Origin of the sequence: Paenibacillus allorhizoplanae, from assembly GCF_927798215.1 — a bacterium.
GTDB classification, from domain to species: Bacteria; Bacillota; Bacilli; order Paenibacillales; family NBRC-103111; genus Paenibacillus_E; species Paenibacillus_E allorhizoplanae.
Window position 1 is genome coordinate 1 of the sequence record NZ_CAKMMW010000033.1, and the last position, 26318, is coordinate 26318.

The following is a 26318-nucleotide window of genomic DNA, read 5'->3' on the forward strand; positions in this document are numbered from 1 at the left end:
GGGACCCACGCGTTCCCATCTCGAACACGACCGTTAAGCCCTCCAGCGTCGATGGTACTTGAACCGCAGGGTTCTGGGAGAGTAGAACGTTGCCAAGCAGAAGATGAAACCTTTTTGAGAGAAATCTCAGGAAGGTTTTTTTGTGTTTATATATGCTCCTAATTCTGTTAAAAGAAAGGAAATAGCCGCTTTTCTTATTTATACATCGAATAAATCCCTAGGTAAGGTCAACAATAGTAAGGTTCACATATGGCTATCGGATTTGTAGGGAGAGACATTTTAGAGCAGTACTTGTCAAAAAGAAAGGAAATGATTATAATTTAGTTAAGGTCAAAGAAAGTCAAAGTCAATTTACTTCTAGAAATCTGGGAGGCCGAATTGATGCGCAATGTATCAGAAATTATTGAACAGTATTTGAAACATGTTTTGCAACAAAGTACGGAAGGGGCTATTGAGATTCAACGGAACGATTTGGCGGACCAGTTTCAATGCGTGCCATCTCAAATCAATTATGTCATTAGTACAAGGTTCACCTTGGAAAAAGGCTATGTGGTGGAGAGCAAACGCGGCGGCGGCGGTTATATTCGGATTCAGAAGATCGAGCTCAAGAGTCATGGATCTATTCTAGATCACATTTTCCGTACGATTCATACTCACATTGATCAAGTCACCTCAGAGGGGCTCATTTATCAATTGCAAGAAGGGCATTATATTTCCACCAGAGAAGCTAACCTGATTCGGGCAGCGATATCCAGAGATGTTTTGACCTTTAAACTCCCGCTGCGCGATGAAATTCGGGCTAAGATTCTTAAAGCAATGCTGATATCCTTGCTTAGCAGATAAGGAGGCAGATGGAATGGTTTGTCAGGAATGCGGGAAACGACCGGCGACTCTTCACTTCACGAAGATTGTGAATGGAGACAAGAACGAGTTCCACATTTGTGAGAATTGCGCCCGCGAGAAGGGTGAGATGATTCCAGGAACATCGAATGGCTTTTCGATTCACAATTTACTTTCAGGTTTACTTGATTTTGAACCATTGTCCGCGGCGAAGTCTCAGGCTATCCGCTGTGATAACTGCGGTCTTACGTACTCGCAATTCAGTAAATTAGGTCGGTTTGGTTGTGGGTCCTGTTATCAAAGCTTTTCGGTCAAACTTGATCCTCTTTTCAAGCGAGTTCATGGGAATATCGTGCATGTAGGGAAAGTTCCCAAGCGAAGTGGCGGTATTATTCAAAGCAAGCGTGAAATCGATCTTTTGAAGAAAGATATGATGACCTGTATCGAGAGCGAAGAGTTCGAGCAGGCTGCCCAGATACGTGACCAAATTCGTGAGATTGAGAAGAAAATTGCGGGTATGTAAGTTTGTAAGGGAGTGTGAATCCAGTGACATTACAGCGGTTTACAGGAGATGCTTTGAGCGAATGGATGAAAGGTGAGGGGCCAGAGTCGGATATTGTCATAAGCAGTCGGATCCGTATTGCACGTAACCTGAGAGATTATCCATATCCTATGCTCGCGACCAATCAACAATCACAGGAAGTGCTGGAACAGTTATCTGGTGTTCTTGAGAATGAAGAGTTGGAGACGATAAGCAACTTCTCGCTCATTCCACTCGCGGAGCTGAATGAGCTCGAGCGAATGGTGCTAGTGGAGAAACATTTAATTAGTCCTAATCTAGCTAACGAATCCAGGAATGGGGCCGTTATTTTAAGCGATAATGAATCGATCAGTATCATGATCAATGAAGAGGATCATCTTCGCATACAATGTTTATGTCCTGGTTTCCAGATTAAAGAGGTTTGGGATCTGGCCAACCAGATTGATGATATTTTTGAAACACAGATGGATTACGGATACGATGAAAAAAGAGGCTATCTCACGAGCTGCCCGACTAATGTCGGCACAGGGATTCGCGCTTCGGTTATGATGCACCTCCCTGCGCTAGTGCTTAGTCAGCAAATTAATCGTATTTTATCCGCAGTTACACAAGTTGGGTTGACGGTTAGAGGATTATATGGGGAGGGTAGCGAAGCTTTAGGTAATCTATTCCAAATCTCTAATCAAATTACGTTAGGTCAATCGGAAGAAGAGATCATTGATAATTTATATAGTGTGGCCAGGCAAATTATAGAGCATGAACGGGCCGCGAGACATAAGCTATTACAAGAGTCTAGAATGCGGATTATTGATCGTGTGAATCGGTCCCTTGGTATTCTATCCTATGCGGGGATTATGGACTCTAAGGAAGCGGCACAGCGGTTGTCAGATGTACGACTGGGTATTGACGTGGGTATTATCAACAATGTATCCTCTCATGTTCTTAATGAACTACTGGTCATGACGCAACCTGGTTTTCTTCAGCAATATGCGGGCGAGAAGCTGAATGCAGAAGAGCGAGATATGCGAAGGGCGGAACTGATTCGCGAGAAGTTCGGCAGGGTATAAGAAAGAATAAGTGAGGTAAGATTCATCCTTTAGGAATTCCATAGATATACTACTTTTGGAGGTGTTCGCTATGATGTTTGGCAGATTTACGGAACGTGCGCAGAAGGTGCTTTCTCTTGCTCAAGAGGAGGCTGTTCGATTAGGACATAACAATATTGGAACAGAGCACATTTTACTAGGACTTATTCGTGAAGGTGAAGGCATTGCTGCTAAAGCACTCGTTGCGCTCGGCCTAGGTCTTGAGAAAATTCAAGATGAAGTCGAATCTCTAATTGGCAGAGGACAAGAACAGCCGACCAACATCGCATATACACCTAGAGCTAAGAAAGTGATCGAACTTTCGATGGATGAAGCGAGAAAATTAGGTCACACGTATGTGGGGACTGAACATATTTTGCTCGGACTTATCCGTGAGGGTGAGGGTGTAGCAGCAAGAGTTCTTAATAATCTTGGTGTTTCCTTGAATAAGGCACGTCAACAAGTTCTTCAGCTGCTAGGCAGCAGCGAAACAGTGTCACCTAGTCATGGTACCAATCCAAATGTGAACACGCCTACATTGGATGGCTTGGCAAGAGATCTGACTGCGTATGCCAAAGAAGGACATTTGGACCCAGTTATCGGCCGTAGCAAAGAGATTGAGCGTGTGATTCAAGTACTGAGCCGCAGAACCAAAAATAATCCTGTACTCATCGGCGAACCTGGGGTTGGTAAAACAGCGATTGCGGAAGGCCTTGCACAGAAAATCATTAACAATGAAATTCCGGAAACGTTAAAAGATAAACGCGTTATGACGCTGGATATGGGTTCTGTTGTTGCAGGAACGAAGTATCGCGGTGAATTCGAAGATCGTCTCAAAAAAATCATGGACGAAATTCGTCAAGCTGGCAATATTGTATTGTTCATTGATGAGCTTCACACCTTGATTGGCGCTGGCGGAGCGGAAGGGGCAATTGATGCTTCTAACATCCTGAAACCGGCACTTGCTAGGGGAGAGCTTCAATGTATTGGTGCTACAACGCTTGATGAGTACCGCAAGTACATTGAGAAAGATGCTGCACTTGAGCGTCGTTTCCAACCGATTACGGTAGATCAACCATCACCTGAAGAAGCTGTTCAGATTCTGTATGGCTTGCGTGATCGCTATGAAGCACATCACCGTGTGAAAATCACCGATGCTGCGATTCAAGAAGCTGTTAAGCTATCGGATCGTTACATCACGGATCGTTTCTTACCGGATAAAGCGATCGACTTGATCGATGAAGCGAGTTCCAAAGTAAGATTGCGTTCTTACACGACACCACCTTCCTTGAAGCAGCTTGAAAGCAAGCTAGAAAACATCCGTAAAGAGAAAGACGCAGCTGTTCAGAGCCAAGAGTTCGAGAAAGCTGCAGGCCTTCGTGATACGGAGCAAAAGCTTCGCGAAGAGCTAGACTCGACGAAGAATGAGTGGAAAGAGAAACAAGGTCGTCTGGATACAGAAGTAACACCAGATGATATCGCACAAATCGTAGCGAGTTGGACGGGAATCCCGGTCAGCAAGCTTGCTGAAGAAGAAACCGACCGTTTGCTCAAAATGGAAGATATCCTTCATGAGCGCGTCATTGGACAAGAAGAAGCAGTTAAAGCTGTGAGTCGTGCGATCCGCCGCGCAAGAGCAGGTCTGAAAGATCCGAAGCGTCCGATGGGTTCCTTCATTTTCTTAGGACCAACGGGTGTTGGTAAAACCGAGCTTGCACGTGCGCTAGCAGAATCCCTCTTCGGAGATGACAACGCCGTTGTTCGTATCGATATGTCCGAGTACATGGAGAAGCATTCTACTTCCCGTTTGGTAGGGGCGCCTCCTGGTTATGTGGGTTATGAAGAAGGCGGTCAGCTAACTGAGAAAGTTCGCCGCAAACCATACTCCGTTGTCTTGCTCGATGAAATCGAGAAAGCACATCCTGAGGTGTTCAACATCCTGTTGCAGGTGTTAGAGGATGGTCGTTTAACGGATTCCAAAGGTCGTACCGTTGATTTCCGTAATACGCTAATCATTATGACTTCCAACGTCGGCGCGGACATGATTAAGAAAAATTCCTCGCTTGGCTTCACAGCTGCACTTGATGCTGGAAGAGACTATACAAATATGAAAGACAAGGTTATGGGCGAGTTGAAGAAAAGTTTCCGTCCTGAGTTCCTTAACCGGATTGATGAAATCATCGTGTTCCACTCTTTGGATGAAGCACACATTGCACAAATCGTTAGCTTAATGGCTGATGATCTGCGCAAGCGTCTGAAAGAGCAAGAGGTTGATTTCTTGTTAACGGATAAAGCGAAGATGTTCCTGGCCAAGGAAGGTTTTGATCCAACCTATGGTGCGCGTCCATTACGCAGAGCGATTCAGAAGCATATCGAGGATCGCCTATCGGAAGAATTGCTGAGAGGTAATATTTCCAAAGGTGATTCACTCACGATTGATGAGAATGAAGGGGAGCTGGTTGTCCTTAAGGGCGAAGGCGTCTCATTAACGAAATAAGAGTAAGTGAAGAAGCATTTCACTTCATCCGATGAGGGTGGGGTGAGATGCTTTTTATTTAAGCCAGCAATATTTCTAGATAAACGCTCTGTCCTAACTGGACGGTGTAGTCGTTTATTTTGTTTCAGCACTTTCATGAGAAACATAAAAATGGTAAACTTTATTGGTAAGGATAGCCAAAAAGGATATCCCCCATGTTAAGGAGCAACTTCTTCTATGAGTAAACAAAAAACCAAATTTAGCTGTCAAGAATGCGGCTATGATTCACCGAAATGGATGGGTAAATGTCCAGGTTGTCAGTCATGGAATACGATGGTGGAAGAAATTGAAACAGTCGTTCGTACGCAGGGTATGACATCTTCGATCCCCAAAACGAAAGAAAAAGCGATCCCCATCATACATATAGAAAGCAGCTCTGAACCGAGAGTTGTCACAAGTAATAAAGAATTAAATCGGGTCCTAGGTGGAGGTATCGTCCCTGGATCACTTATCCTCGTTGGTGGAGATCCCGGTATCGGGAAATCAACCTTGCTTCTGCAAACGTCCTTCGAACTCACACAAGCCCAGCAAAAAGTCCTTTATATATCAGGAGAAGAGTCCATTAAGCAGACCAAGCTTCGCGCCGATCGTTTAAATGCATCATCTCCGCTGCTATATGTATTATGTGAGACGAACCTCGAACTTATCGAGGAAGCTATACAAGAAACGAATCCTGACTTTCTCGTCATTGACTCGATCCAAACGGTATTTCACCCTGCGATCACTTCGGCGCCTGGAACCGTATCGCAGGTTCGAGAATGCACAGGCCATTTTATGAGAATAGCTAAGGGTAAGGGAATTGCAACGGTCCTTGTCGGGCACGTGACGAAGGAAGGAGCAATAGCGGGGCCTAGAATGCTAGAGCATATGGTCGATTGTGTTCTCTACTTTGAAGGGGAGCGGCACCATTCCTATCGTGTTTTAAGAGCGGTAAAGAACCGTTTTGGCTCAACAAATGAAATTGGTATCTTTGAAATGCAAGAGGTTGGTCTCGTAGAAGTTAACAACCCATCGGAGCTATTTTTATCGGAAAGGCCACTTGGTGTGGCTGGTTCTGCTGTTGTTGCAAGTATGGAGGGGACGCGTCCCGTATTAGTGGAGATTCAAGCACTCGTCTCCTCGACGAATTTTCCATCTCCGAGAAGGATGGCGACGGGGGTTGACCACAATCGTCTCTCCTTAATTATCGCAGTGTTAGAGAAACGTATGGGCATGTTCTTGCAAAATCAAGATGCTTATCTCAACGTGGCAGGTGGAATCAAGCTGGATGAACCAGCCGTGGATTTGGCGATCGCCATTAGTATCGCATCCAGTTTCCGAGATCAACCGACGCAACCATTTGATGTTGTGTTCGGTGAAATCGGTTTAACAGGAGAAGTCCGCGGCGTATCTCGGATTGATCAACGTGTGAAGGAAGCAGAAAAGCTTGGATTCCGTAGAGTGATTATGCCAGAGAAAAGTTTGAAGGGGTGGACACATCCGAAAGGCATGGAGATTATTGGGGTAAACACGGTGGCTGAGGCATTGAAAGCGGCGCTGGGTTAGCGTGGTTCTGTAAGCTATAAGCCTTCAGGAGGAAAATGATGAGTAAAGAAGAGATGAAACGAGATGTGATGAGCCAATTGCTCCAACTGGTAGCACCTGGTACACCATTTCGTGATGGTTTGGAGAATGTCTTACGCGCCAAAACAGGTGGGCTGATCGTTGTAGGTTTCAGTTCTGAGGTAACTGAAATTGTAGATGGAGGGTTCTCTATCAATTGTGATTTCTCGCCTAACTATTTGTATGAGCTTGCCAAAATGGATGGTGCGATTATCCTCAGCGAGGACATCAAGCGCATCCTTTATGCGAACACCCAGTTGATCCCGGATTCCTCCATATCTTCGTCGGAAACGGGGATAAGACACCGGACAGCGGAGCGTGTGGCGAAGCAAACGAATAAATTAGTTGTGTCCATTTCACAGCGGCGGAATGTCATTACACTTTATCAAGGTAATTTAAGGTATGCGTTGAAGGATATCGGTGTCATCCTGACCAAAGCGAATCAAGCAATCCAAACGTTGGAGCGGTACAAGGTTGTTTTGGATCAGTCTTTAACGAATCTGAGTGCCTCGGAGTTTGAGGAACTAGTAACCTTGCATGATATTACCAATGTCATTGCCAGATTTGAGATGGTTTTACGCATTAAAGCGGAAATTAATCGATATATTAATGAACTTGGCAATGAGGGACGCTTAATTAGCATGCAATTAGAAGAACTTGTTGGCAATGCGGAACTTGAGGCGCGTTTGCTCGTAAAAGATTATGTAAGAGAATTATCCGAAGAAAGAGTCAAGGAGATGCAGGCTGGTTTGAAGCGTCTGTCATCTGATGAGCTGCTAGAGCCCCAGCAAATTATTCGCTTGCTAGGGTATTCTCATACCAATTCGATTGCTGAAGAGCCAGTTTCCCCACGTGGCTTCCGCATTTTAGGCAAAATTCCGCGGTTACCATCCATCATTATTGGTAATCTAGTCGAGAAGTTTGGCTACTTGCCACACATGATGATGGCGACGATCGAGGAATTGGATGAAGTTGACGGAATCGGAGAAGTGAGAGCCCGCGCCATTAAGGAAGGTCTCAAAAGAATTCAGGAACAAGTGTTCATTGACAGACATATTTAAAGTGGATACAATCATAAAGTATCATTGTTAAGGTTTCATGTAGTCAAGTTTAGGGTATAGTAAATCCAGAGGTGGACAAAAACATATGTTAACAAAGTCAATTCCCAGTCTCTTTACAGTAGGGAACTTATTCCTAGGCGTACTATCGATTATCCTAGCCTTCAGTGGAGAACATGGCATCGCTGCCGTTCTTGTCATTGTCGCTATGCTATTGGATGGACTCGATGGACGTGTTGCGAGAGCGTTGAACGCTCAAAGTGAGTTCGGTAAAGAATTAGACTCCTTATCCGATGTGATCTCTTTCGGTGTCGCTCCTGCTTTCATCATGTATGTAGTTGCATTTAATGATCCTACCGTCATTAGCCCTGCTTTTGCTTGGATTGTCACAGCGATCTTCCCGATCTGTGGAGCGTTGCGGTTAGCTAGATTCAATGTTGTTGCCGGTACGCCTGGCTATTTCATCGGTTTACCGATTCCAGCAGCAGGCGGTGTTCTTTGTACGTTAGCTCTTTTCGTGAACGATATTAACGTCTATGTGCTTCTTGTAAGTACAGTTCTATTGTCATACTTAATGGTCAGCACAGTGAAATATCCGAACTTCAAAAAAGCGGGTATTCCTAAAGCAGCGATTTGGATTACGCCAATTATCGTGGCAGCAGCGATTTTGATTGCAATTAAATGGCCTGAGTCCATTTCCAAAATGATTTTCGTACCGCTTTTGATGTACGCTCTTTACGGCCTAAAAAAAAAACGTTGATGGATACTTCATCCGTCTCCGTAATCTTCGCAGAAAGAACAAGAGACGTGGCGTGGATGACACGAATTCAGTGAAATCGGACGTGTAAGCGCATTGTTCGAAAATAAAAAGCATTTATTTTCTCCTGACCTTCAGGAAGAAAATAAATGCTTTTTTTGTTTTCATCATCATGACATGTTGAATAGGCCCAGTGTTGTACATTTCTTTGATTCATTCTCAACGACTTGTTCCAAATTAATATCAAGAATGTTACTTAGCGCAGACATGTAGAATAGATTCCTACCTAGTTCGCTACTAACGACCTCAATGCATTGTTCACATAAGTGACCAGATACATGGGTGCCGAGAACATCCTTAGCCTCATCCAATGTCATCTCTGGATGATACTCTTGCTTAGCTGCATGAACCTGAATACATCCACATTCAGTAATGGATTTCACCACGGAACGGTTGGCAGCTGCGCCTGACTGTTGAAATTTGGATAAGACATCAAGCAGACTACGGTGACGGAGTAACAATTCTGACACTTGATCTTGAAACTGCTTTAAAGTCAAGGAGCTCATTCCATCCACCTCGGGTAGGTTGGTAACTTCCATTTCATTATAATGGATGCCCTCTAATATTTCAATTTTCCGACTAAAGAAGTGATTAACGTTGCATAAATTGGAACATAATTGTAATAAGGCTCAAAAAAAGTTGATGCAGGAGGTGAATCTGTGATGAAGAAATGGGTACAAATCATTTTAGCCATCATGGGTGGCAGTTTAGGTTATAGGTGGAGCGATTCGTTCCTAAAAACGACGGATGTGACAAGTCAAGCAGGACAAGTATTTTGGATTAATAGTTTATGTGCAGTAGGGATGTTTTTGATTTCAGCGTGGGTAGCTAACATTGGCATGAACTTGCTGATGAGAGGTGAGCGCAATGTCACGGATATTCCCGTGTCGGATTTGCTATCTGGTACATTAGGACTCGTGATTGGGCTATTGGTTTCAGTCATGTTGTTTCCTGTGCTTGAGCAAGCCAAATGGGCAGGGCCATTCTTACCTTTCCTTGTATCGGCTGTATTGGGCGTTATGGGCTTCCGTATCGGTTACAGCAAGCGGGAAGAACTTGTGCAGGTCATTGCGAAGAGCAGATCTGGAGGTCCTGAGAAGCAGACTCATCGTCCGTACGAGGAACATAAGATTTTGGATACGAGTGTCATCATTGATGGCCGGATCGCAGATATTTGCAAAACCGGATTTATCGAAGGAACCTTGGTCATTCCGGAGTTCGTATTGGAAGAGCTGCAGCATATTGCAGACTCATCAGATTTACTGAAGCGAAACCGTGGGCGTCGCGGACTGGACATTCTGAACAAAATCCAAAAAGAACTTGAAGTGAAGGTCCTCATTTATGAAGGGGATTTCGAAGAAATCGCCGAAGTGGACAGCAAGCTGGTGCGCTTAGCCAAGGTGCTTCAAGGGAAAGTGATTACGAACGATTTTAACCTGAACAAAGTATGTGAACTTCAAGGTGTATCTGTGCTCAATATCAACGATCTTGCGAATGCGGTGAAGCCAGTTGTCCTACCGGGAGAAGAAATTATTGTTCAAGTCATTAAAGATGGCAAGGAACATGGACAAGGTGTAGCTTATCTCGATGACGGTACGATGATCGTTGTTGAAGGCGGACGTGATTTCATCGGTATGACGCTGGAAGTGATGGTAACAAGTGTGCTTCAGACTTCGGCGGGTCGAATGATTTTTGCGAAACCAAAACTATTGGAAAAAGCACAGTAAAACCAGTATGATAAGGAGATGTAACATAGCTCTTTCAAGTTGACTTGGGCCTATGATTACGAAGAAAGCTTTCGTTTGGAAGCGCCAAGTTGGAGGACTTATGGGGAAGCTAGGAGTTATCATCGTAGCAGCGGGCAAAGGTTCGCGCATGGGTACAGCAGAAAGCAAACAATACCTGCAACTGGGAAAGAAGCCAATTCTGGTACATACCTTGCAATTATTTCAAAACATACATGAAGTGGATGAAATTATTCTCGTTGTGGGTGCAGATGATGTGGCTCGCTGTAACGGCTATGTCACGAGTTATGCACTTACGAAGGTAACATGTGTGCTGGCGGGTGGCGCAGAGCGGCAAGATTCCGTTGGACAAGGTCTCCATGCCTTGCAAGAGGGTACGCAATGGGTGCTTGTGCATGACGGTGTTCGCCCGTTCGTGAAAAAAGAACATATGTTCGAGTGTCTGAAAAAGGCACAAGAAATAGGTGCAGCTGTCTTAGCAGTTCCCGTCAAAGATACAATTAAAGTTGTGGATGCAGCAGACAAGCGCATTCAATCAACACCGGATAGACGAAGCTTGTGGGCCATCCAAACGCCGCAGGCTTTTCGTCTTTCTCTCCTACAGGAGGCGCATGAGAAGGCCCAGCAGGATCAGTTCATGGGGACAGATGACGCGAGTTTAGTGGAGCGTTTGGGCGCAGCGGTGCATGTGGTAGAAGGGGACTATTATAATATCAAAATAACAACCCCAGAAGATTTACCTTGGGCAGAATGGATTTTACATAACGTAAGGGGAGAGGAACGCACATGATTCGTGTAGGAAATGGATTCGATGTTCATCAATTGGTAGAAGGACGTAAGTGTATCATTGGAGGTGTAACGATTCCTTATGAAAAAGGGTTGCTGGGACACTCCGATGCGGACGTACTGTTGCACGCGATTAGTGACGCGATCTTAGGCGCACTTGGTCTTGGCGATATCGGGAAGCATTTCCCGGATACAGCTGCCGAGTACAAAGATGCGGATAGCTTAGTCTTATTGAAGCGGGTATGGCAATTGGCGAAAGAGAAGGGTTATAAATTAGGGAATGCAGATTCTACGATTATTGCTCAGAAACCGAAGATGTTGCCGTATATCCCGCAAATGGTTGAAATCATTGCTGCTGCACTAGAAGCAGAGACTGATCAAGTGAACGTGAAAGCGACAACGACAGAACAGCTTGGATTTACTGGCCGTGGCGAGGGAATCGCGGCACAATCGGTTGTTTGTTTAATTCGTGATGTGATAAAATAGCAGGTATTCATGCATGTAAGAAGAAAAGGGGATACAACGATGAGTCAGCCTTTACGCGTGCGTTATGCACCTAGTCCGACTGGACATTTACATATTGGCGGTGCCCGTACGGCACTGTTTGATTATCTCTTAGCTCGTAAGAACGGCGGCGCATTTGTTGTGCGCTTTGAAGATACGGATCAAACGCGTCATAAGGAGTCAGGTATCGAAGACCAGTTGAATGGTCTGAGATGGCTTGGCCTAGAATGGGATGAAAGTGTGGATATCGGAGGCCCTTATGGTCCTTACCGTCAGATGGAGAGACTGGATATCTACAAGACCTACCTAGATAAACTGTTACAGAGCGGTCACGCTTATGGATGCTATTGCTCAGAAGCCGATCTAGAGCAAGAGCGCGCTGAGCAAGAGGCTAGTGGGGAAATGGGCGGCTACTCCGGTAAATGCCGTAACTTGACGCCTGAGCAAATCGCGGCGTATCAAGCGGAAGGTCGTGCGCCTTCGACGCGTTTCCGTGTGCCAACGGATCGTATCATTGCCATCGAAGACAAAGTTCGCGAACATGTGGAATTCGATTCCAATGGGATTGGCGATTTCATTATTGCGCGTCCAGACGGGATCCCGACCTACAACTTTGCCGTCATTGTGGATGATCATTTGATGAAAATCAACTTGGTTATTCGTGGGGAAGAACATCTATCCAATACACCAAGACAAGTTCTGATGTACGAAGCGTTGGATATGCCGATTCCCGACTTCGCGCATTTAGCTTTGATTTTGAATCCGGATCGTAAAAAGATGAGCAAACGTGATGAGTCGATCATCCAGTTTATCGAGCAGTACAAAGAGCTTGGTTATTTGCCAGAAGCGGTGCTGAATTTTATCGCATTGCTAGGTTGGTCACCAGGTGGGGAAGAAGAGATGTTCACGAAGGAAGAATTAATCGCACAGTTTGATCTAGATCGTGTATCCAAGAGTCCTGCTGTGTTTGATATGGATAAATTGAATTGGATGAACAATGCTTATCTGAAAAAAGCTCCGCTATCCCGCGTCGTAGACTTATGCTTACCGCATTTGCGCAAAGCCGGCTACCTGCAACAAGGTGACTTGGATGCTGCTGCTGGGGCATGGGTAGAGGCACTCGTTAGCCTAAATCAAGAAAGAATGCGCTACGCGGCTGAAATCGTGGAATTGTCTGCGATCTTCTTCAAGGATGAGTTGGTCATCGATGATGAAGCGGCTGCTGTATTGAAAGAAGAGCATGTCCCTGTTGTGTTGACTAGTTTCTTAGCTCAAGTCGAGCAAGCGGAAGCTTTCACAGTTGAAGCCATGCCGGCGCTGCTTAAAGCAGTACAGAAGGAAACAGGCTTCAAAGGGAAGCAACTGTTCATGTCTGTTCGCTCCGCGTTGACAGGTCAAGTCCATGGACCGGATCTGAATGTGTCCCTTTTCCTACTTGGGAAAGAAAAAGTCGTTTCACGTCTTCAGAGCTTATTGTAAAGCGAGGTTCTTTTCGCTATACTTAACGTAAATAGAATACGAAATGCGATGATCAGGAGAGTATGGTTAAGTGAGGATTTGTCAGAGAGGATAATCAAGGCCGTGAGGCTTTGGCTGTGAGTTATCCAATCCTTGTAATCAGAAATGCACCTGGGAGCAGCCGCGCCGAATACTCACCGAGTAGGGTAGGCGCAGCCGGAACACCCACGTTACGGGTTTGAGTTGGGAGACTTCCGAGTCACCAAGCAGAGTGGAACCGCGATAACCACGCCTCTGCAGCCTTAGGGCTGCAGGGGCTTTTTTTATTTATTCCAACATCATTCTAGGCAAGAAGGTGAGCATATGTGGTCAACGATCAAATCTGATATATCCGCCGTATTCGATAATGACCCCGCAGCGCGCAGTTGGTTTGAGGTTGTTTTTACGTATTCGGGACTTCATGCGATTTGGTCGCATCGGATTGGACATTGGTTTTATACAAGAAGGATGTTTACCCTGGCACGTATCGTTTCTCAAATAAGCCGATTCATGACAGGCATTGAAATCCATCCAGGAGCAACAATTGGCAGAAGGTTGTTTATTGACCACGGGATGGGTGTTGTCATCGGGGAAACCTGCGAGATCGGGGATGATGTGATCTTGTACCAAGGTGTAACTTTAGGTGGAACGGGGAAAGAGAAAGGTAAGAGACACCCAACAATTGGCAATAATGTAGTTATTGGTTCTGGTGCCAAAATTCTCGGGTCCTTCCTCGTAGGTGAGAACTCACGTATTGGCTCTAATGCTGTAGTGATTCAGGAGGTTCCATCCAATAGCACGGTCGTTACGATACCTGCCAAACTTGTGAAGCGAGACGGTGTCCGTGTGAATAGATTAGATCATGGCAATTTGCCCGATCCGATCGTTGATATTTTCCAAGAATTACAAAATCAAATTAATGAGTTGAAATTCCAATTGGAAGAAGAACGGAAGCAGAATGGAGAATTGAGGAGAACATGACACTCAAAGTATATAATACCTTAACGCGCAAGAAGGAAGAGTTTGTTCCGATTGAACCTGGCAAAGTGAAGATGTACGTATGTGGTCCAACCGTATACAACTATATTCATATTGGCAACGGACGTCCTGTAATATTTTTCGACGTGGTTCGCCGTTATTTGGAATCGCAGAATTATGAAGTCAACTATATTACGAACTTTACCGATGTGGATGATAAAATGATTCGCAAAGCCGAAGAGATGGCAGTTTCTGTACCAGAACTTGCTGAAACGTTCATCGCGGCATTCTTAGAAGATATCCAATCTTTGGGTGTTCATGATGCCACGCTGAATCCGCGTGTAACGGAGAACATTCAAGAAATCATCGACTTCATTGCTGCGCTTGTAGAGAAGGATTTCGCTTATGAAGCTCGCGGCGATGTCTATTATCGGACTTCTAAATTCACGGATTACGGCAAGCTCTCTAAACAAAATCTGGAAGAGCTTCAGCACGGAATTCGTATTGAGGTGGATGAACGCAAAGAAAATCCACAGGACTTTGTGCTATGGAAAGCGGCGAAACCAGGTGAGATTTATTGGGATAGCCCTTGGGGACAAGGTCGCCCAGGCTGGCATATTGAGTGCTCCGCAATGGTGCGCAAATATTTGGGTGAAACGATTGATATTCACGGAGGCGGGCAAGATTTAACGTTCCCTCACCATGAATGTGAGATTGCTCAAACCGAAGCGGTAACGGGTCATCCAATGGCCAATTATTGGTTGCACAATGCTTTTCTAAATATCGATAATGAGAAAATGTCGAAATCACTCGGAAATGGTATTTTAATTCGCGATCTAGTTAAACAGATTAAACCGCAAGTATTCCGTTTCTTCATGTTATCGGCTCATTATCGGAATCCACTTAATTTCAGTGATGAAAGTTTGAAGCAAGCGGCGAATGCGTTGGAACGGATTCAGAATGCTTACGATAATATGAAGCACCGATTAGCTACAGCATCTGCTACTGGCGAAGTTGAAGCGGGAATTACAGATAAACTGCAGGCAATTTCGAAACAATTCGTGGATAAAATGAATGATGATTTCAATACGCCGGATGCGATTACCGCGGTATTCGATCTCGTTGCAGAAGCCAACTTGTACTTGCAACAGGAGCGGGTACATGCGGATGCAGTGAAACTGTACTTGGAACAGCTAGAAGCATTCGACGCAACGCTGGGCATTCTTTCACAACAAGCAGATGAATTGCTGGATGAAGAGATCGAGCAGTTGATCGTTGAACGTACGGAGTCACGGAAATCGAAGAATTGGGCACGCGCGGATGAAATCCGTGATTTGCTGACGGAGAAAGGGATATTCCTTGAAGATACACCGCAAGGTATCCGCTGGCGCCGCAAATGACCGAAATGAATCTTGATGCTGCTAACTTGTTTTCCTTCCCGCCTTCGAAAAGTCCACATTTATTAAATCCGCTTGTGTTAGCGTATATTGGTGATGCGGTGTATGAAGTCTATATCCGACAATATGTCATCTCAGGGGCGAATCATCGCCCTAATCATTTGCATAAGGCTTCAACAGGTTTTGTGTCTGCCAAAGCGCAGTCCAAATTATTAACGGCCTTGATGCCCACACTAACGGAAGAAGAAGTAGACATCGTGAAGCGGGGGCGCAATGCCAAGTCAGGAACAACAGCCAAAAACGCGGATGTGCTGGAATACCGGCACAGCACCGCGTTTGAGTGCTTAATCGGATATTTATATTACAAACAATCCTTTGAGCGATTGAAAGAGATATTAGATTTCGCAATCTCGTTTAATGATAAACAGAAATAGACAAGCGTTCGCACGTACTTTTAGGAGGAATTTGGATGGATGAAGACATTATTGGCGGGAAGCACTCCGTATTGGAGGCGCTTCGTGCCGGCCGGACAATTAATAAAATATGGATTGCCGAAGGTGCGCAGAAACAATTCGCAGGACCGATTGTGGCAGAAGCCAAGAATCTAGGCATTATTGTCCAATTTACGGACAAGCGTAAGCTGGATCAAATGGCAGAGGGGCTCCAACATCAAGGAGTCGTTGCACAAGTTGCAGCCTATGCCTATGTAGAAGTGGAGGATATCTTAGCCAAGGCGAAAGCGCTCGGGCAAGAACCGTTCATTTTGATACTCGATGAAATTGAAGATCCGCATAACCTGGGTTCCATCCTGCGTACAGCTGATTGTACGGGGGTTCATGGTGTGATTATACCGAAGCGCCGGTCCGTAGGGTTAACGGCAACAGTTTCCAAAACATCTGCGGGCGCAGTTGAATATGTGCCGGTGGCACGTGTGACGAATATTTCGCAAACGATAGAGCAATTAAAGGAACAAGGTGTTTGGGTTGCGGGTACGGATGTTACGGCTGCTCAAGATGTCTATAAAGCCAACTTTACGATCCCGATTGCCTTGGTTATTGGAAACGAAGGTAAAGGTGTGGGTCGACTCATTAAAGAAAGATGCGACTTCTTAGTCAAGCTGCCAATGGCGGGACATGTTAATTCATTGAATGCCTCTGTTGCCGCGGGTGTATTGATGTATGAAGTGGTAAGACAGCGCAATAAGAGCTAAATGGGATGGAACAGATCCTAATTGTAGATGGCTACAACATTATCGGCGCCTGGCCTGAGTTGAGTAAATTAAAGGATACCGATCTTGAAGGTGCACGTGACGGTTTGATCCATATGCTTGCAGAATTTCAATCCTTTTCAGGTATGAAGGTCTATTTAGTTTTTGATGCCTACATGGTACCTGGACTGGGCAAGAAATACGTGCAGAATAAACTAGCTGTGCTCTATACCAAAGAGAAGGAAACCGCAGATGAGCGAATCGAGCGATTGGTTACGAATCTGATGGGAAGGCGCAAGGAAATATTCGTGGCGACGTCAGATATGATTGAGCAGCATGTTATATTTGGTAAGGGAGCGCTTCGCATGCCCGCGAAAGAACTGCTAGTGAAAATTAAACAGAATCGTAAAGAGGTTCGTGAACGCATAGTAACTGAGACGACAACTAAACGAAATCCATTCGGAGGCAAGCTGAGTGACGAGATGAAAGCGAAGTTAGAACGATGGCGAAGAGGGGAGTAAATCCTCCAAATGCTAGAAATGGTGGGGTTCCCCGTTGACGGTGTGAGATTTCATCATGTATACTTAACCTAACTTTTATAGTGAAATCTGGGTAGTCTTGCAGGCCGGAGGGATTGTTGGTGAGTGTCGACCTCAAAGAACTGAGAATGTATGATTATGACCTCAAGCCAGATGAAGACATTGTCGAAGCCGTCCGTGAAGGCAGTAGCGAAGCTTTGGAATATCTTATCAACAAGTATAAGAATTTTGTTCGTGCCAAAGCACGTTCTTATTTTTTGATAGGTGCAGACCGAGAAGATATTGTGCAGGAAGGCATGATAGGTTTATATAAATCTATCCGCGACTTCCGAGGAGACAAGCTTGCTTCATTCAAAGCCTTTGCTGAACTGTGTATCACGCGGCAGATCATCACGGCGATTAAGACAGCAACTCGTCAAAAGCATATACCTCTTAATTCCTACGTGTCCTTGGATAAGCCCATCTATGATGAAGATTCTGATCGTACACTGCTCGATGTTATTAGCGGCTCCCGGGTAACAGATCCCGAGGAATTGGTTATTAATCAAGAAGAGTTTACGGGACTTGAAGATAAAATGGGAGAGATTTTAAGTGACTTAGAGCGTAGAGTGCTGATGCTCTATCTCGATGGCAGATCCTATCAAGAAATTGCTGTGGATCTCGATCGCCATGTGAAGTCAATTGACAATGCTCTCCAACGTGTTAAGCGCAAGCTTGAGCGGTATTTGGAAGTCAGAGATTTATAGAAATGCCCGTGCCGCATGAGCTGTACGGGTGTTTTTCTTTCTTAGTATGTTTAGTAACCCTCGGGAGAGCCTATACTGGTGATACTCTTGCATTTGTGAGACTTCTACCTTGACACTCGGGGGACAGTTGTGATAAAGTGTTTCAGGTAGCCCTAAAAGTCGCTTTCTTTTTGATGCGCTTAGAAGGGCTTTAATTAGAAAGTGTCTGTAGGAGGTGTACATCATGCGGGTCATCATCACATTAGCGTGCACAAATTGCAAACAAAGAAACTATGCATCCACTAAAAATAAGCGCAACAATCCCGACCGTATTGAGTTGAAGAAATATTGCAAATTTTGCAATGAACATACTGCTCATCGCGAGACTAGGTAGTTCTTTGGAGGTGTAGTTTGTGGCGTTCTTGGCTAGAATGAGACAAAGCTTCGGATCCACTTTTTCCTTCTTCACCGACAGTTGGTCAGAACTCAAAAAGGTCAAGTGGCCAAGTCGCAAAGAGATGACTACTTATACGCTTGTCGTTATAGGTACAGTAACTTTTGTTGCTATTTATTTTTTTGTGCTGGATCTAGGAATTTCTGAGTTGCTGCGCCTTGTTTTTAAATAAACAGGACTATAGGTGAATTTATTCATGGAAAAAAGATGGTACGTCGTACATACCTATTCAGGGTATGAGAACAAAGTGAAAGCCAACTTAGAGAAGCGCGTTGAGTCTATGGAAATGACGGACAAGATCTTCCGTGTGCTTGTGCCTATGGAAGAAGAACTGGTAAACAAAGACGGCAAGAAAAAAGTCGTTATGCGTAAAGTTTATCCAGGATATGTTCTCGTGGAAATGATTCAAACTGACGACTCATGGTACGTAGTACGTAATACGCCAGGAGTAACTGGATTCGTAGGTTCTACAGGATCTGGCTCTAAACCAACTGCATTATTACCTGAGGAAGTTGAATCGATTCTGAAGCATATGGGAATGGAAGAACCGAAGGAAGTAATTGACTTCGAACTGAAAGAAACCGTACGCGTCAAGGTGGGTCCATTTGCAAACTTTGTTGGCTCTGTCGAAGAGATTATTGCCGATAAGGGTAAACTGAAGGTACATGTCAACATGTTCGGAAGAGAAACACCGCTTGAGCTCGATTTCGACCAAGTGGAAAAACTCTAAGGGCATGACAACCAAAAGGGTCTACCAGGTCTATTCCTTGGGATAGACCTACGTTAGTGGGATCGCATTAGTTTCCTGAATAGCGAGGCTTTGATTCGTCGAAGACTCCTATATTACTGCAAGGAGGTGTCTATCATGGCAAAAAAGGTTATTAAAATCGTGAAGCTACAAGTTCAAGCTGCGAAAGCAAATCCAGCACCACCGATCGGTCCAGCATTGGGTCAAGCAGGTGTGAACATTATGGCTTTCTGTAAAGAGTTTAACGCTCGTACTGCTGATCAAGTTGGTCTAATCATTCCAGTTGAAATCACAGTTTTCGAAGACCGTTCCTTTACATTCATCACTAAAACGCCTCCGGCTGCAGTTCTTCTTCGCGTCGTTGCTGGTATCGAAAAAGGATCAGGTGAACCGAACAAGAAGAAAGTTGCAACTGTGAAACGCGCTAAAGTTCGCGAAATCGCTGAACAAAAAATGCCTGACCTAAATGCTGCATCCGTTGAGGCTGCAATGCGTATGGTTGAGGGTACTGCTCGCAGCATGGGAATCGTCATCGAAGATTAATTCCGCAAGGAATGCGACTGTGTAAGCTCGAAGCCTACAGAAGTGTTTTCTACGAAAACATGGAGGTCGCTCGGTGGGAGGATTATCCGCTAATACCACTAAGGAGGATAAATATTATGCCTAAACACGGTAAAAAATACCGCGAAGTAGCTCAGCTTGTAAATGCTGAAACTTTGTATGATCCGTCAGAAGCAATCGAGCTTGTTAAGAAAACAGCTCCTGCTAAATTCGATGAAACTGTAGATGTTGCAGTTCGTCTGGGTGTAGACCCAAGAAAACAAGATCAGGCTGTTCGTGGTGTTGTTGTACTTCCACACGGTACTGGTAAAACAAAACGCGTTCTCGTATTTGCAAAAGGCGAGAAAGCAAAAGAGGCTGAAGCAGCTGGTGCAGATTTTGTTGGTGATGCAGACATGATCAACAAAATTCAACAAGGTTGGTTCGAGTTCGATGTTTGCGTAGCTACTCCGGACATGATGAGCGAAGTTGGTAAACTGGGTCGTATCCTCGGGGGTAAAGGTTTAATGCCAAACCCTAAAGCAGGAACAGTTACTTTCGACGTTACCAAAGCTGTTCAAGAGATCAAAGCTGGTAAAATCGAATACCGTCTTGATAAAGCAGGCCAAATCCATGCTCCACTTGGTAAAGTATCTTTCGATGCAGACAAGTTGAACGAAAACTTCAAAGCATTGGTTGATGCACTTGTTCGTGCGAAACCAGCAGCGGCTAAAGGTGTATACCTTAAGAACATTGCTGTATCCTCCACAATGGGTCCAAGCGTACGTGTGAACCTGTCATCCTTCAGATAAGTAAAAGCTACCAGTTGACTTCGGTTGCTGGGCGTGATACTCTATCAAAGGTCCTAAAAATGAATATGCAAACCGTAGACAGTAGGTGCTGAAGAGCTTAATTTCCTACCGAGGTGTTATGATATATATAACGATTTCTTTGCACGTCAGGGAAAAAGTGAACACATCATGCCTTCGTAGCGTCTACGAAGGCATTTCTTATTCATAGATAAGAAATGCTAATGCTCCTACTGTTTGCGATCTTGAAAGATAAATGCATAAGAAGTGAGGTGTACTATGGCAAACGCGAAAATTCTTGCAGAGAAAGAACTAGCAGTAGCTGAAGTAACTGAAAAGTTCAAAGCTAGTTCTTGTACAGTCGTGGCAGATTACCGTGGTTTGAACGTAGCTCAAGTAACTCAGCTGCGCAAAAGCTTACGTGAAGCTGGTATCGAATTTACAGTTCTTAAGAACTCCCTGGCGAGACGCGCAACGGCTAACGCTGAACTGACTGAGTTGGATGAGTTCCTAACAGGACCAACAGCTATTGCTTTCAGCAAAGACGATGTAATCTCCCCAGCTAAAATCTTGACTGAATTTGCGAAAAAGAACGATAAATTGAGCGTGAAGGCTGGCGTGGTCGAAGGCCGCGTAGTTGGATCCGCAGAAATCAAAGCACTAGCAGAACTTCCATCCAGAGATGGTCTTCTCTCCATGTTGCTTAGCGTTCTTCAAGCTCCAGTTCGTAACTTTGCTCTTGCTGTTAAAGCAGTTGCAGAGAAAAAAGAAGCTGAAGGTCAAGCTTAATTTTCATGTACGGAACGTTTTACAAACAAAAAATAATTTATTAATGATAATGGAGGTTTAACCATGAGCACAAATGCAACGATCCTAGAAGCAATCAAAGGCATGACAATCTTGGAATTGAACGACCTGGTTAAAGCAATCGAAGAAGAGTTTGGCGTTACAGCAGCAGCTCCAGTAGCAGCAGGCGTAGCAGCAGTAGCAGTTGAAGAAGCTCAAACTGAGTTTGACGTTATCTTGACAAGCGCTGGCGCATCCAAAATCAACGTAATCAAAGTAGTTCGCGAAATCACAGGTCTTGGCCTGAAAGAAGCGAAAGACCTTGTTGACGGAGCTCCAAAAGCAGTTAAAGAAAAAGTTAGCCAAGAAGAAGCAGACGCTGTTAAAGCTAAGCTTACTGAAGCTGGCGCTTCCGTAGAAGTTAAGTAATTTCTTTTTCTTAGGAAACCTCTTGAAGCTTGACTTCAAGAGGTTTTTTTCAACATTTAAGTACGATAGTTTCACAGGATATGAACGGCATTGCTGTTTATTGTGCCTAAGTTTTTACCCTTAGGAAAGCCTTAGGAACACACGTGGTTATTGGATTTTCCTATAGGTAGAAAAGGAGGGAATTCAAACGTGTCAGAGCATTACTACACACAAAAGCCGACCGTAAAAAGCGATGTCCATACAACGCAGGAAATGCTTCGTGGTAAGACATATACGTTTTTAACAGATGCGGGTGTGTTTTCTAAAAAAGGTGTCGATTATGGAAGTAAGCATTTAATAGAGACGATGGAACTATCGGAAGATGCTAGTGTTCTCGATGTGGGCTGTGGCTACGGGCCGATGGGGCTGAGTGCAGCAGTTATGTGTCCGAAAGGGCATGTGACAATGCTCGACATCAATGAAAGAGCAGTTGAACTTTCGGCAGAAAATGCGCGGCGAAATGGTATTACCAATGTCACTATTCTTCAGAGCGATCTGTTGGAAAAGGTGAAGGATAAGAAGTTTGACGCCGTTCTGACCAATCCGCCGATCCGTGCGGGGAAAGAAACGGTCCATAAGATTTTTGTTGATGCTTACGATTGCTTGAAAGATGGGGGCTCCCTGTGGGTCGTCATCCAGAAGAAGCAAGGGGCGCCATCGGCAGTGAAGAAGCTGGAAACCGTGTACAGTGAAGTGCTAGAGGTTTCGAAGGACAAAGGCTACCGCATTCTTAAAGCGACGAAGTAAATCTATTGTGAATATACGTGGGAATTTGTTTGACTTGACATTTCAAATGTGATATTATTAAAAAAATGTCAGTATTAAGATGGGACACATGTCTTTAGTTAGTAAAAATGTCAAGTCTTTTTTCGGTCTTTATGCATAGAATTTGAACCCACAACGTATAATGTTTGAATTTTGGGAAATTCTAACAGGATGGGAAGAAAATCTTGAAAAGTTATTGAATACAGAAAAAAACCTTCATCCATACAGTCGCTTAATTCGGACGGGCTCCACTAACGGAGGCGTCCTGAGTGTACGTCGGTCGAAGTTTTTCTTCTTTCTTTTTATTTATTGAGTAGAGTTGAGGGGTGAATGAAAGTTGGCGGGACATCTTGTTCAATTTGGACGACGTAAACGCAGGACTTATGCACGAATTAATGAGGTTCTGGGCATTCCAAACCTGATTGAAATCCAGCAAAAATCCTATGAGTGGTTTTTGGAAGAGGGACTTCGTGAGATGTTTCAGGATATCTCCCCGATTCAGGATTTTACAGGGAACCTAGTACTGGAGTTCATTGACTATAGCTTAGGCGATCCTAAGTATTCCGTTGATGAATCCAAAGAACGCGACGTAACGTATGCGGCGCCGTTAAGAGTCAAAGTCCGTTTGATTAATAAGGAAACCGGTGAGGTCAAGGAACAAGAAGTGTTCATGGGGGATTTCCCTATTATGACTGATACGGGAACGTTCATTATTAACGGTGCGGAGCGTGTAATCGTCTCCCAGCTCGTTCGTTCTCCCAGTGTTTATTATAGCACGAAAGTGGATAAAAACGGCAAAAAAACTTACACAGCAACAGTGATTCCTAACCGTGGAGCATGGCTGGAACTTGAGACAGATGCGAAAGATATCATCTACGTTCGTATTGATCGCACGCGTAAAATTCCAGTTACCGTATTGCTTCGTTCATTAGGATTTGGTACGGATGCTGAGATTCTAGATTTACTTGGCGATAACGAATATATTCGTAACACGCTAGATAAAGATAACACGGATTCTACGGAAAAAGCGTTAATCGAAATCTATGAGCGTCTTCGTCCGGGTGAGCCTCCTACGCTTGATAATGCAAGAAGCTTGATCGTTGCTCGTTTCTTTGATCCGAAGCGTTACGATTTGGCTAATGTAGGTCGCTACAAAATCAACAAAAAATTGCACATCAAAAACCGCTTGTTCAATCAACGTTTGGCTGAAACATTGGTAGATTCCGAAACGGGAGAAATCATTGCTGAAGCTGGTCAGTTATTGGACCGTCGTGTGTTAGATGAAATCCTACCTTTTATTGAAAAGGGCGCAGGATATAAAGAGTTTACGATTCCTAAAGGTGTAACTGGCGCGGATACAATTCCTGTCCAGTGCATTAATGTTTACTCACCAACGGAAGAAGGCAAGGTAGTTAAGGTTATCTCTAACGGTGTAATTGATAAAGCTGTCAAAAACATCACGCCTGCCGATATCATCTCTTCCATTAACTACTTTATTAACTTACTTCATGGTATTGGAAATACGGATGATATTGACCATCTTGGTAACCGTCGACTTCGTTCTGTAGGTGAATTGCTTCAAAATCAATTCCGTATCGGTCTTTCCCGTATGGAACGTGTTGTTCGTGAGCGTATGTCGATTCAAGACGCTAACGTGATCACGCCGCAAGCGTTGATCAATATTCGTCCTGTTATCGCATCGATCAAAGAGTTCTTTGGTAGTTCCCAGCTTTCTCAGTTTATGGACCAAACGAATCCACTTGCTGAATTGACGCATAAGAGACGTCTGTCTGCACTCGGACCCGGTGGTTTGACGAGAGAACGCGCAGGGATGGAAGTTCGTGACGTGCATCACTCTCACTATGGCCGTATGTGTCCTATTGAGACGCCTGAGGGACCGAACATTGGTTTGATCAACTCCTTGTCTACGTTTGCCCGTATTAATGAGTATGGCTTCATTGAAGCTCCGTACCGTTGGGTAGATCCGAAGACTGGTTTGGTTACTGATCAAATCGCTTACCTGACAGCAGATGAAGAAGATAACTACGTTATCGCGCAAGCGAATGCGAAATTGACGGAAGAAAACAAATTCGTCGAAGATGCGATTATCGTTCGTTACAAAGATGACAACTTAACACTACCGGTTGAACGTGTCGACTACATGGACGTTTCTCCGAAACAGGTTGTTTCTGTCGCAACAGCGTTAATCCCGTTCCTTGAAAACGATGACTCCAACCGTGCGTTAATGGGTTCCAACATGCAGCGTCAAGCAGTTCCACTTCTTATCCCTAAAGCTCCGCTTGTAGGTACAGGAATGGAGCACAAGGTTGCTAAGGACTCAGGAGTATGTATTGTCTCCAAATTTGATGGAATTATTGAGAAAGCTGCTGCGAATGAAATTTGGTTGCGTCGCCAAGAAATGGTTGACGGCAAGCTAGTTAGTGGCAACATCGTGAAATATAAGCTTCACAAATTTATGCGTTCTAACCAAGGTACTTGCATTAATCAACGTCCGATTGTTAAAAAAGGCCAATTGATCAAAGCCGGCGATATCCTTGCTGATGGACCATCTACTGAACAAGGTGAATTGGCGCTTGGACGTAACGTAGTCGTAGCTTTCATGACTTGGGAAGGTTACAACTATGAGGATGCGATTTTGCTTAGCCAAAAGCTAGTTAAAGAAGATGTGTATACCTCCATTCATATTGAGGAATACGAATCCGAAGCTCGTGATACGAAGCTAGGACCTGAAGAAATTACTCGCGACATCCCGAACGTAGGGGAAGACGCACTTAAGAATCTTGATGAGCGCGGAATCATTCGTGTTGGTGCCGAAATCGGCGCTGGCGACATCCTCGTTGGTAAAGTAACACCGAAGGGTGTAACGGAGTTAACAGCGGAAGAAAGATTGCTGCACGCAATCTTCGGTGAGAAGGCTCGTGAGGTTCGTGACACGTCCCTACGCGTACCGCATGGTACAGATGGTATTGTTGTTGATGTGAAAGTATTTACCCGTGAGAATGGCGATGAGCTGCCTCCAGGTGTAAACCAACTCGTTCGTGTCTATATCGCTCAAAAGCGGAAAATTTCCGAAGGCGACAAAATGGCGGGACGTCATGGTAACAAAGGGGTAGTAGCACGTATTCTCCCTGAAGAAGATATGCCTTTCCTTCCAGATGGTACACCGGTTGAAGTCGTTCTGAATCCACTAGGGGTTCCTTCTCGGATGAACATCGGTCAAGTACTTGAAGTTCACTTAGGTATGGCTTCCAAGTATTTGGGTATTCATGCTGCAACACCGGTATTCGATGGAGCGCGTGAGTATGACGTATTCGATGCCATGGAAGAAGCAGGTATGCAACGTAGCGGTAAAACGATTCTGTACGATGGTCGTACAGGAGAGTCCTTCGAACGCGAAGTAACCGTTGGCGTGATGTACATGATCAAACTAGCACACATGGTTGACGATAAAATCCATGCCCGTTCCACAGGACCTTACTCCCTTGTTACTCAGCAGCCGCTGGGTGGTAAAGCGCAGTTCGGTGGACAACGTTTCGGGGAGATGGAGGTATGGGCACTCGAGGCTTACGGAGCTGCTTATACATTGCAAGAAATTCTTACTGTTAAGTCAGATGACGTTGTGGGCCGTGTGAAAACGTACGAATCCATTGTCAAAGGCGAGAACGTTCCAGAACCAGGCGTTCCGGAGTCCTTCAAAGTTTTGATTAAAGAGCTTCAAAGTTTAGGTATGGATGTTAAGATCCTGTCTGGCGACGAAGAAGAGATCGAAATGCGCGAAGCTGATGACGACGACGAAGTGACGAGCGATAAATTAAACCTAAACATTGAGGGCTCCGAGCTTGGGGTCAACGAATAGTAATACTGCAATAG

Annotated in this window: 27 protein-coding genes, 1 rRNA gene and 1 other annotated feature; of the genes, 27 read left to right on the plus strand and 1 reads right to left on the minus strand. The window is 44.6% G+C overall.

From position 1 onward, the window contains the following. From rrf to pssA, 8 genes are all read left to right on the plus strand, one after another. Positions 1-98 (plus strand): 5S ribosomal RNA (gene rrf / locus L6I86_RS32065); the annotation flags it as partial. 283 nt (positions 99-381) lie between these two features. Continuing rightward, the gene (locus L6I86_RS32070) at positions 382-843 is read left to right on the plus strand and encodes a CtsR family transcriptional regulator (RefSeq protein ID WP_056618373.1); all 462 of its coding nucleotides are present in this window, start codon (positions 382-384) and stop codon (positions 841-843) included. A gap of 13 nt (positions 844-856) precedes the next feature. Beyond that, positions 857-1363 carry a protein-arginine kinase activator protein McsA gene (locus tag L6I86_RS32075; RefSeq protein ID WP_056618372.1) on the plus strand — a complete coding sequence of 169 codons (507 nt, stop codon included), beginning with the start codon at positions 857-859 and terminating at the stop codon, positions 1361-1363. A gap of 23 nt (positions 1364-1386) precedes the next feature. After that, positions 1387-2448: a protein-arginine kinase McsB gene (locus tag L6I86_RS32080; RefSeq protein WP_082595604.1), complete on the plus strand. Its 1062-nt coding sequence runs from the start codon at positions 1387-1389 to the stop codon at positions 2446-2448. A gap of 70 nt (positions 2449-2518) precedes the next feature. Continuing rightward, positions 2519-4963 (plus strand): ATP-dependent protease ATP-binding subunit ClpC, encoded by a 2445-nt coding sequence (clpC, locus tag L6I86_RS32085; protein ID WP_056618369.1) that lies wholly within the window; start codon positions 2519-2521, stop codon positions 4961-4963. A 216-nt stretch (positions 4964-5179) separates the two neighbouring features. Continuing rightward, positions 5180-6547 carry a DNA repair protein RadA gene (gene radA / locus L6I86_RS32090; RefSeq protein WP_056618365.1) on the plus strand — a complete coding sequence of 456 codons (1368 nt, stop codon included), beginning with the start codon at positions 5180-5182 and terminating at the stop codon, positions 6545-6547. Positions 6548-6585: 38 nt separating this feature from the next. Then, positions 6586-7665, plus strand: coding sequence for a DNA integrity scanning diadenylate cyclase DisA (disA, locus tag L6I86_RS32095; protein WP_082595602.1), 1080 nt, complete (start codon positions 6586-6588; stop codon positions 7663-7665). Between the two features lie 85 nt (positions 7666-7750). After that, positions 7751-8422, plus strand: a complete 672-nt coding sequence (gene pssA, locus L6I86_RS32100) for a CDP-diacylglycerol--serine O-phosphatidyltransferase (protein WP_236292814.1) — start codon at positions 7751-7753, stop codon at positions 8420-8422. Between the two features lie 167 nt (positions 8423-8589). On the opposite strand, the gene L6I86_RS32105 is transcribed toward pssA, so the two are convergent. Further along, positions 8590-8985, minus strand: a complete 396-nt coding sequence (locus L6I86_RS32105; protein ID WP_056618352.1) for a hypothetical protein — start codon at positions 8983-8985, stop codon at positions 8590-8592. A gap of 153 nt (positions 8986-9138) precedes the next feature. Here L6I86_RS32105 and L6I86_RS32110 point away from each other — a divergent pair, with 153 nt between their 5' ends. The 19 genes from L6I86_RS32110 (at position 9139) to rpoB (ending at position 26304) form a co-directional block, all read left to right on the plus strand. Further along, the gene (locus L6I86_RS32110; protein WP_420851961.1) at positions 9139-10206 is read left to right on the plus strand and encodes a PIN/TRAM domain-containing protein; all 1068 of its coding nucleotides are present in this window, start codon (positions 9139-9141) and stop codon (positions 10204-10206) included. A 52-nt stretch (positions 10207-10258) separates the two neighbouring features. Further along, on the plus strand, positions 10259-11014 hold the full coding sequence (ispD, locus tag L6I86_RS32115; RefSeq protein ID WP_236292817.1) for a 2-C-methyl-D-erythritol 4-phosphate cytidylyltransferase: 756 nt from the start codon (positions 10259-10261) through the stop codon (positions 11012-11014). Next, on the plus strand, positions 11011-11496 hold the full coding sequence (ispF, locus tag L6I86_RS32120; protein ID WP_236292818.1) for a 2-C-methyl-D-erythritol 2,4-cyclodiphosphate synthase: 486 nt from the start codon (positions 11011-11013) through the stop codon (positions 11494-11496). Before ispD ends, ispF begins: the two co-directional genes overlap by 4 nt. Before the next feature lie 39 nt (positions 11497-11535). Beyond that, positions 11536-12993 (plus strand): glutamate--tRNA ligase, encoded by a 1458-nt coding sequence (gltX, locus tag L6I86_RS32125; RefSeq protein WP_236292819.1) that lies wholly within the window; start codon positions 11536-11538, stop codon positions 12991-12993. 342 nt (positions 12994-13335) lie between these two features. Further along, positions 13336-13992: a serine O-acetyltransferase gene (gene cysE, locus L6I86_RS32130; protein WP_056618342.1), complete on the plus strand. Its 657-nt coding sequence runs from the start codon at positions 13336-13338 to the stop codon at positions 13990-13992. Beyond that, entirely contained in the window at positions 13989-15389 is a 1401-nt protein-coding gene (gene cysS / locus L6I86_RS32135; protein WP_236292820.1) for a cysteine--tRNA ligase, read from the plus strand. The genes cysE and cysS overlap by 4 nt, the downstream gene beginning before the upstream one ends. Beyond that, positions 15386-15820, plus strand: coding sequence for a Mini-ribonuclease 3 (locus L6I86_RS32140; protein WP_276574925.1), 435 nt, complete (start codon positions 15386-15388; stop codon positions 15818-15820). Before cysS ends, L6I86_RS32140 begins: the two co-directional genes overlap by 4 nt. Before the next feature lie 35 nt (positions 15821-15855). After that, the gene (gene rlmB / locus L6I86_RS32145) at positions 15856-16596 is read left to right on the plus strand and encodes a 23S rRNA (guanosine(2251)-2'-O)-methyltransferase RlmB (protein WP_056618335.1); all 741 of its coding nucleotides are present in this window, start codon (positions 15856-15858) and stop codon (positions 16594-16596) included. Between the two features lie 5 nt (positions 16597-16601). Next, entirely contained in the window at positions 16602-17114 is a 513-nt protein-coding gene (locus L6I86_RS32150) for an NYN domain-containing protein (RefSeq protein ID WP_056618332.1), read from the plus strand. Positions 17115-17233: 119 nt separating this feature from the next. Then, positions 17234-17878, plus strand: a complete 645-nt coding sequence (sigH, locus tag L6I86_RS32155; RefSeq protein WP_028557511.1) for an RNA polymerase sporulation sigma factor SigH — start codon at positions 17234-17236, stop codon at positions 17876-17878. A gap of 223 nt (positions 17879-18101) precedes the next feature. Continuing rightward, positions 18102-18251, plus strand: a complete 150-nt coding sequence (gene rpmG, locus L6I86_RS32160; RefSeq protein WP_079418041.1) for a 50S ribosomal protein L33 — start codon at positions 18102-18104, stop codon at positions 18249-18251. 19 nt (positions 18252-18270) lie between these two features. Continuing rightward, complete coding sequence (gene secE, locus L6I86_RS32165) at positions 18271-18483, plus strand: preprotein translocase subunit SecE (protein ID WP_047683213.1); 213 nt, start codon at positions 18271-18273, stop codon at positions 18481-18483. A 24-nt stretch (positions 18484-18507) separates the two neighbouring features. Then, positions 18508-19041: a transcription termination/antitermination protein NusG gene (gene nusG / locus L6I86_RS32170; RefSeq protein ID WP_028557509.1), complete on the plus strand. Its 534-nt coding sequence runs from the start codon at positions 18508-18510 to the stop codon at positions 19039-19041. Between the two features lie 135 nt (positions 19042-19176). After that, on the plus strand, positions 19177-19602 hold the full coding sequence (rplK, locus tag L6I86_RS32175; protein ID WP_028557508.1) for a 50S ribosomal protein L11: 426 nt from the start codon (positions 19177-19179) through the stop codon (positions 19600-19602). A 116-nt stretch (positions 19603-19718) separates the two neighbouring features. Continuing rightward, a complete protein-coding gene (rplA, locus tag L6I86_RS32180) occupies positions 19719-20411 on the plus strand; it encodes a 50S ribosomal protein L1 (RefSeq protein WP_028557507.1) in 693 nt (230 codons plus the stop codon). Positions 20412-20465: 54 nt separating this feature from the next. Beyond that, positions 20466-20619 (plus strand) — a sequence feature (ribosomal protein L10 leader region). A gap of 68 nt (positions 20620-20687) precedes the next feature. After that, positions 20688-21197 carry a 50S ribosomal protein L10 gene (rplJ, locus tag L6I86_RS32185; protein ID WP_236292821.1) on the plus strand — a complete coding sequence of 170 codons (510 nt, stop codon included), beginning with the start codon at positions 20688-20690 and terminating at the stop codon, positions 21195-21197. Between the two features lie 63 nt (positions 21198-21260). Further along, positions 21261-21623, plus strand: a complete 363-nt coding sequence (gene rplL, locus L6I86_RS32190) for a 50S ribosomal protein L7/L12 (protein ID WP_056618322.1) — start codon at positions 21261-21263, stop codon at positions 21621-21623. A gap of 189 nt (positions 21624-21812) precedes the next feature. Then, on the plus strand, positions 21813-22409 hold the full coding sequence (locus L6I86_RS32195) for a class I SAM-dependent methyltransferase (RefSeq protein WP_236292822.1): 597 nt from the start codon (positions 21813-21815) through the stop codon (positions 22407-22409). 355 nt (positions 22410-22764) lie between these two features. Further along, on the plus strand, positions 22765-26304 hold the full coding sequence (gene rpoB / locus L6I86_RS32200; protein ID WP_056618311.1) for a DNA-directed RNA polymerase subunit beta: 3540 nt from the start codon (positions 22765-22767) through the stop codon (positions 26302-26304). Positions 26305-26318 lie beyond the last annotated feature (14 nt).

Coding starts and splice junctions, on each gene's coding strand:
- L6I86_RS32070 (WP_056618373.1), top strand. CDS start 382: ATGCGCAATGTATCAGAAATTATTGAACAGTATTTGAAACATGTTTTG.
- L6I86_RS32075 (WP_056618372.1), top strand. CDS start 857: ATGGTTTGTCAGGAATGCGGGAAACGACCGGCGACTCTTCACTTCACG.
- clpC (WP_056618369.1), top strand. CDS start 2,519: ATGATGTTTGGCAGATTTACGGAACGTGCGCAGAAGGTGCTTTCTCTT.
- radA (WP_056618365.1), top strand. CDS start 5,180: ATGAGTAAACAAAAAACCAAATTTAGCTGTCAAGAATGCGGCTATGAT.
- disA (WP_082595602.1), top strand. CDS start 6,586: ATGAGTAAAGAAGAGATGAAACGAGATGTGATGAGCCAATTGCTCCAA.
- pssA (WP_236292814.1), top strand. CDS start 7,751: ATGTTAACAAAGTCAATTCCCAGTCTCTTTACAGTAGGGAACTTATTC.
- L6I86_RS32105 (WP_056618352.1), bottom strand. CDS start 8,985: ATGAGCTCCTTGACTTTAAAGCAGTTTCAAGATCAAGTGTCAGAATTG.
- ispD (WP_236292817.1), top strand. CDS start 10,259: ATGATTACGAAGAAAGCTTTCGTTTGGAAGCGCCAAGTTGGAGGACTT.
- ispF (WP_236292818.1), top strand. CDS start 11,011: ATGATTCGTGTAGGAAATGGATTCGATGTTCATCAATTGGTAGAAGGA.
- gltX (WP_236292819.1), top strand. CDS start 11,536: ATGAGTCAGCCTTTACGCGTGCGTTATGCACCTAGTCCGACTGGACAT.
- cysE (WP_056618342.1), top strand. CDS start 13,336: ATGTGGTCAACGATCAAATCTGATATATCCGCCGTATTCGATAATGAC.
- cysS (WP_236292820.1), top strand. CDS start 13,989: ATGACACTCAAAGTATATAATACCTTAACGCGCAAGAAGGAAGAGTTT.
- L6I86_RS32140 (WP_276574925.1), top strand. CDS start 15,386: ATGACCGAAATGAATCTTGATGCTGCTAACTTGTTTTCCTTCCCGCCT.
- rlmB (WP_056618335.1), top strand. CDS start 15,856: ATGGATGAAGACATTATTGGCGGGAAGCACTCCGTATTGGAGGCGCTT.
- L6I86_RS32150 (WP_056618332.1), top strand. CDS start 16,602: ATGGAACAGATCCTAATTGTAGATGGCTACAACATTATCGGCGCCTGG.
- rpmG (WP_079418041.1), top strand. CDS start 18,102: ATGCGGGTCATCATCACATTAGCGTGCACAAATTGCAAACAAAGAAAC.
- nusG (WP_028557509.1), top strand. CDS start 18,508: ATGGAAAAAAGATGGTACGTCGTACATACCTATTCAGGGTATGAGAAC.
- rplK (WP_028557508.1), top strand. CDS start 19,177: ATGGCAAAAAAGGTTATTAAAATCGTGAAGCTACAAGTTCAAGCTGCG.
- rplA (WP_028557507.1), top strand. CDS start 19,719: ATGCCTAAACACGGTAAAAAATACCGCGAAGTAGCTCAGCTTGTAAAT.
- rplJ (WP_236292821.1), top strand. CDS start 20,688: ATGGCAAACGCGAAAATTCTTGCAGAGAAAGAACTAGCAGTAGCTGAA.
- rplL (WP_056618322.1), top strand. CDS start 21,261: ATGAGCACAAATGCAACGATCCTAGAAGCAATCAAAGGCATGACAATC.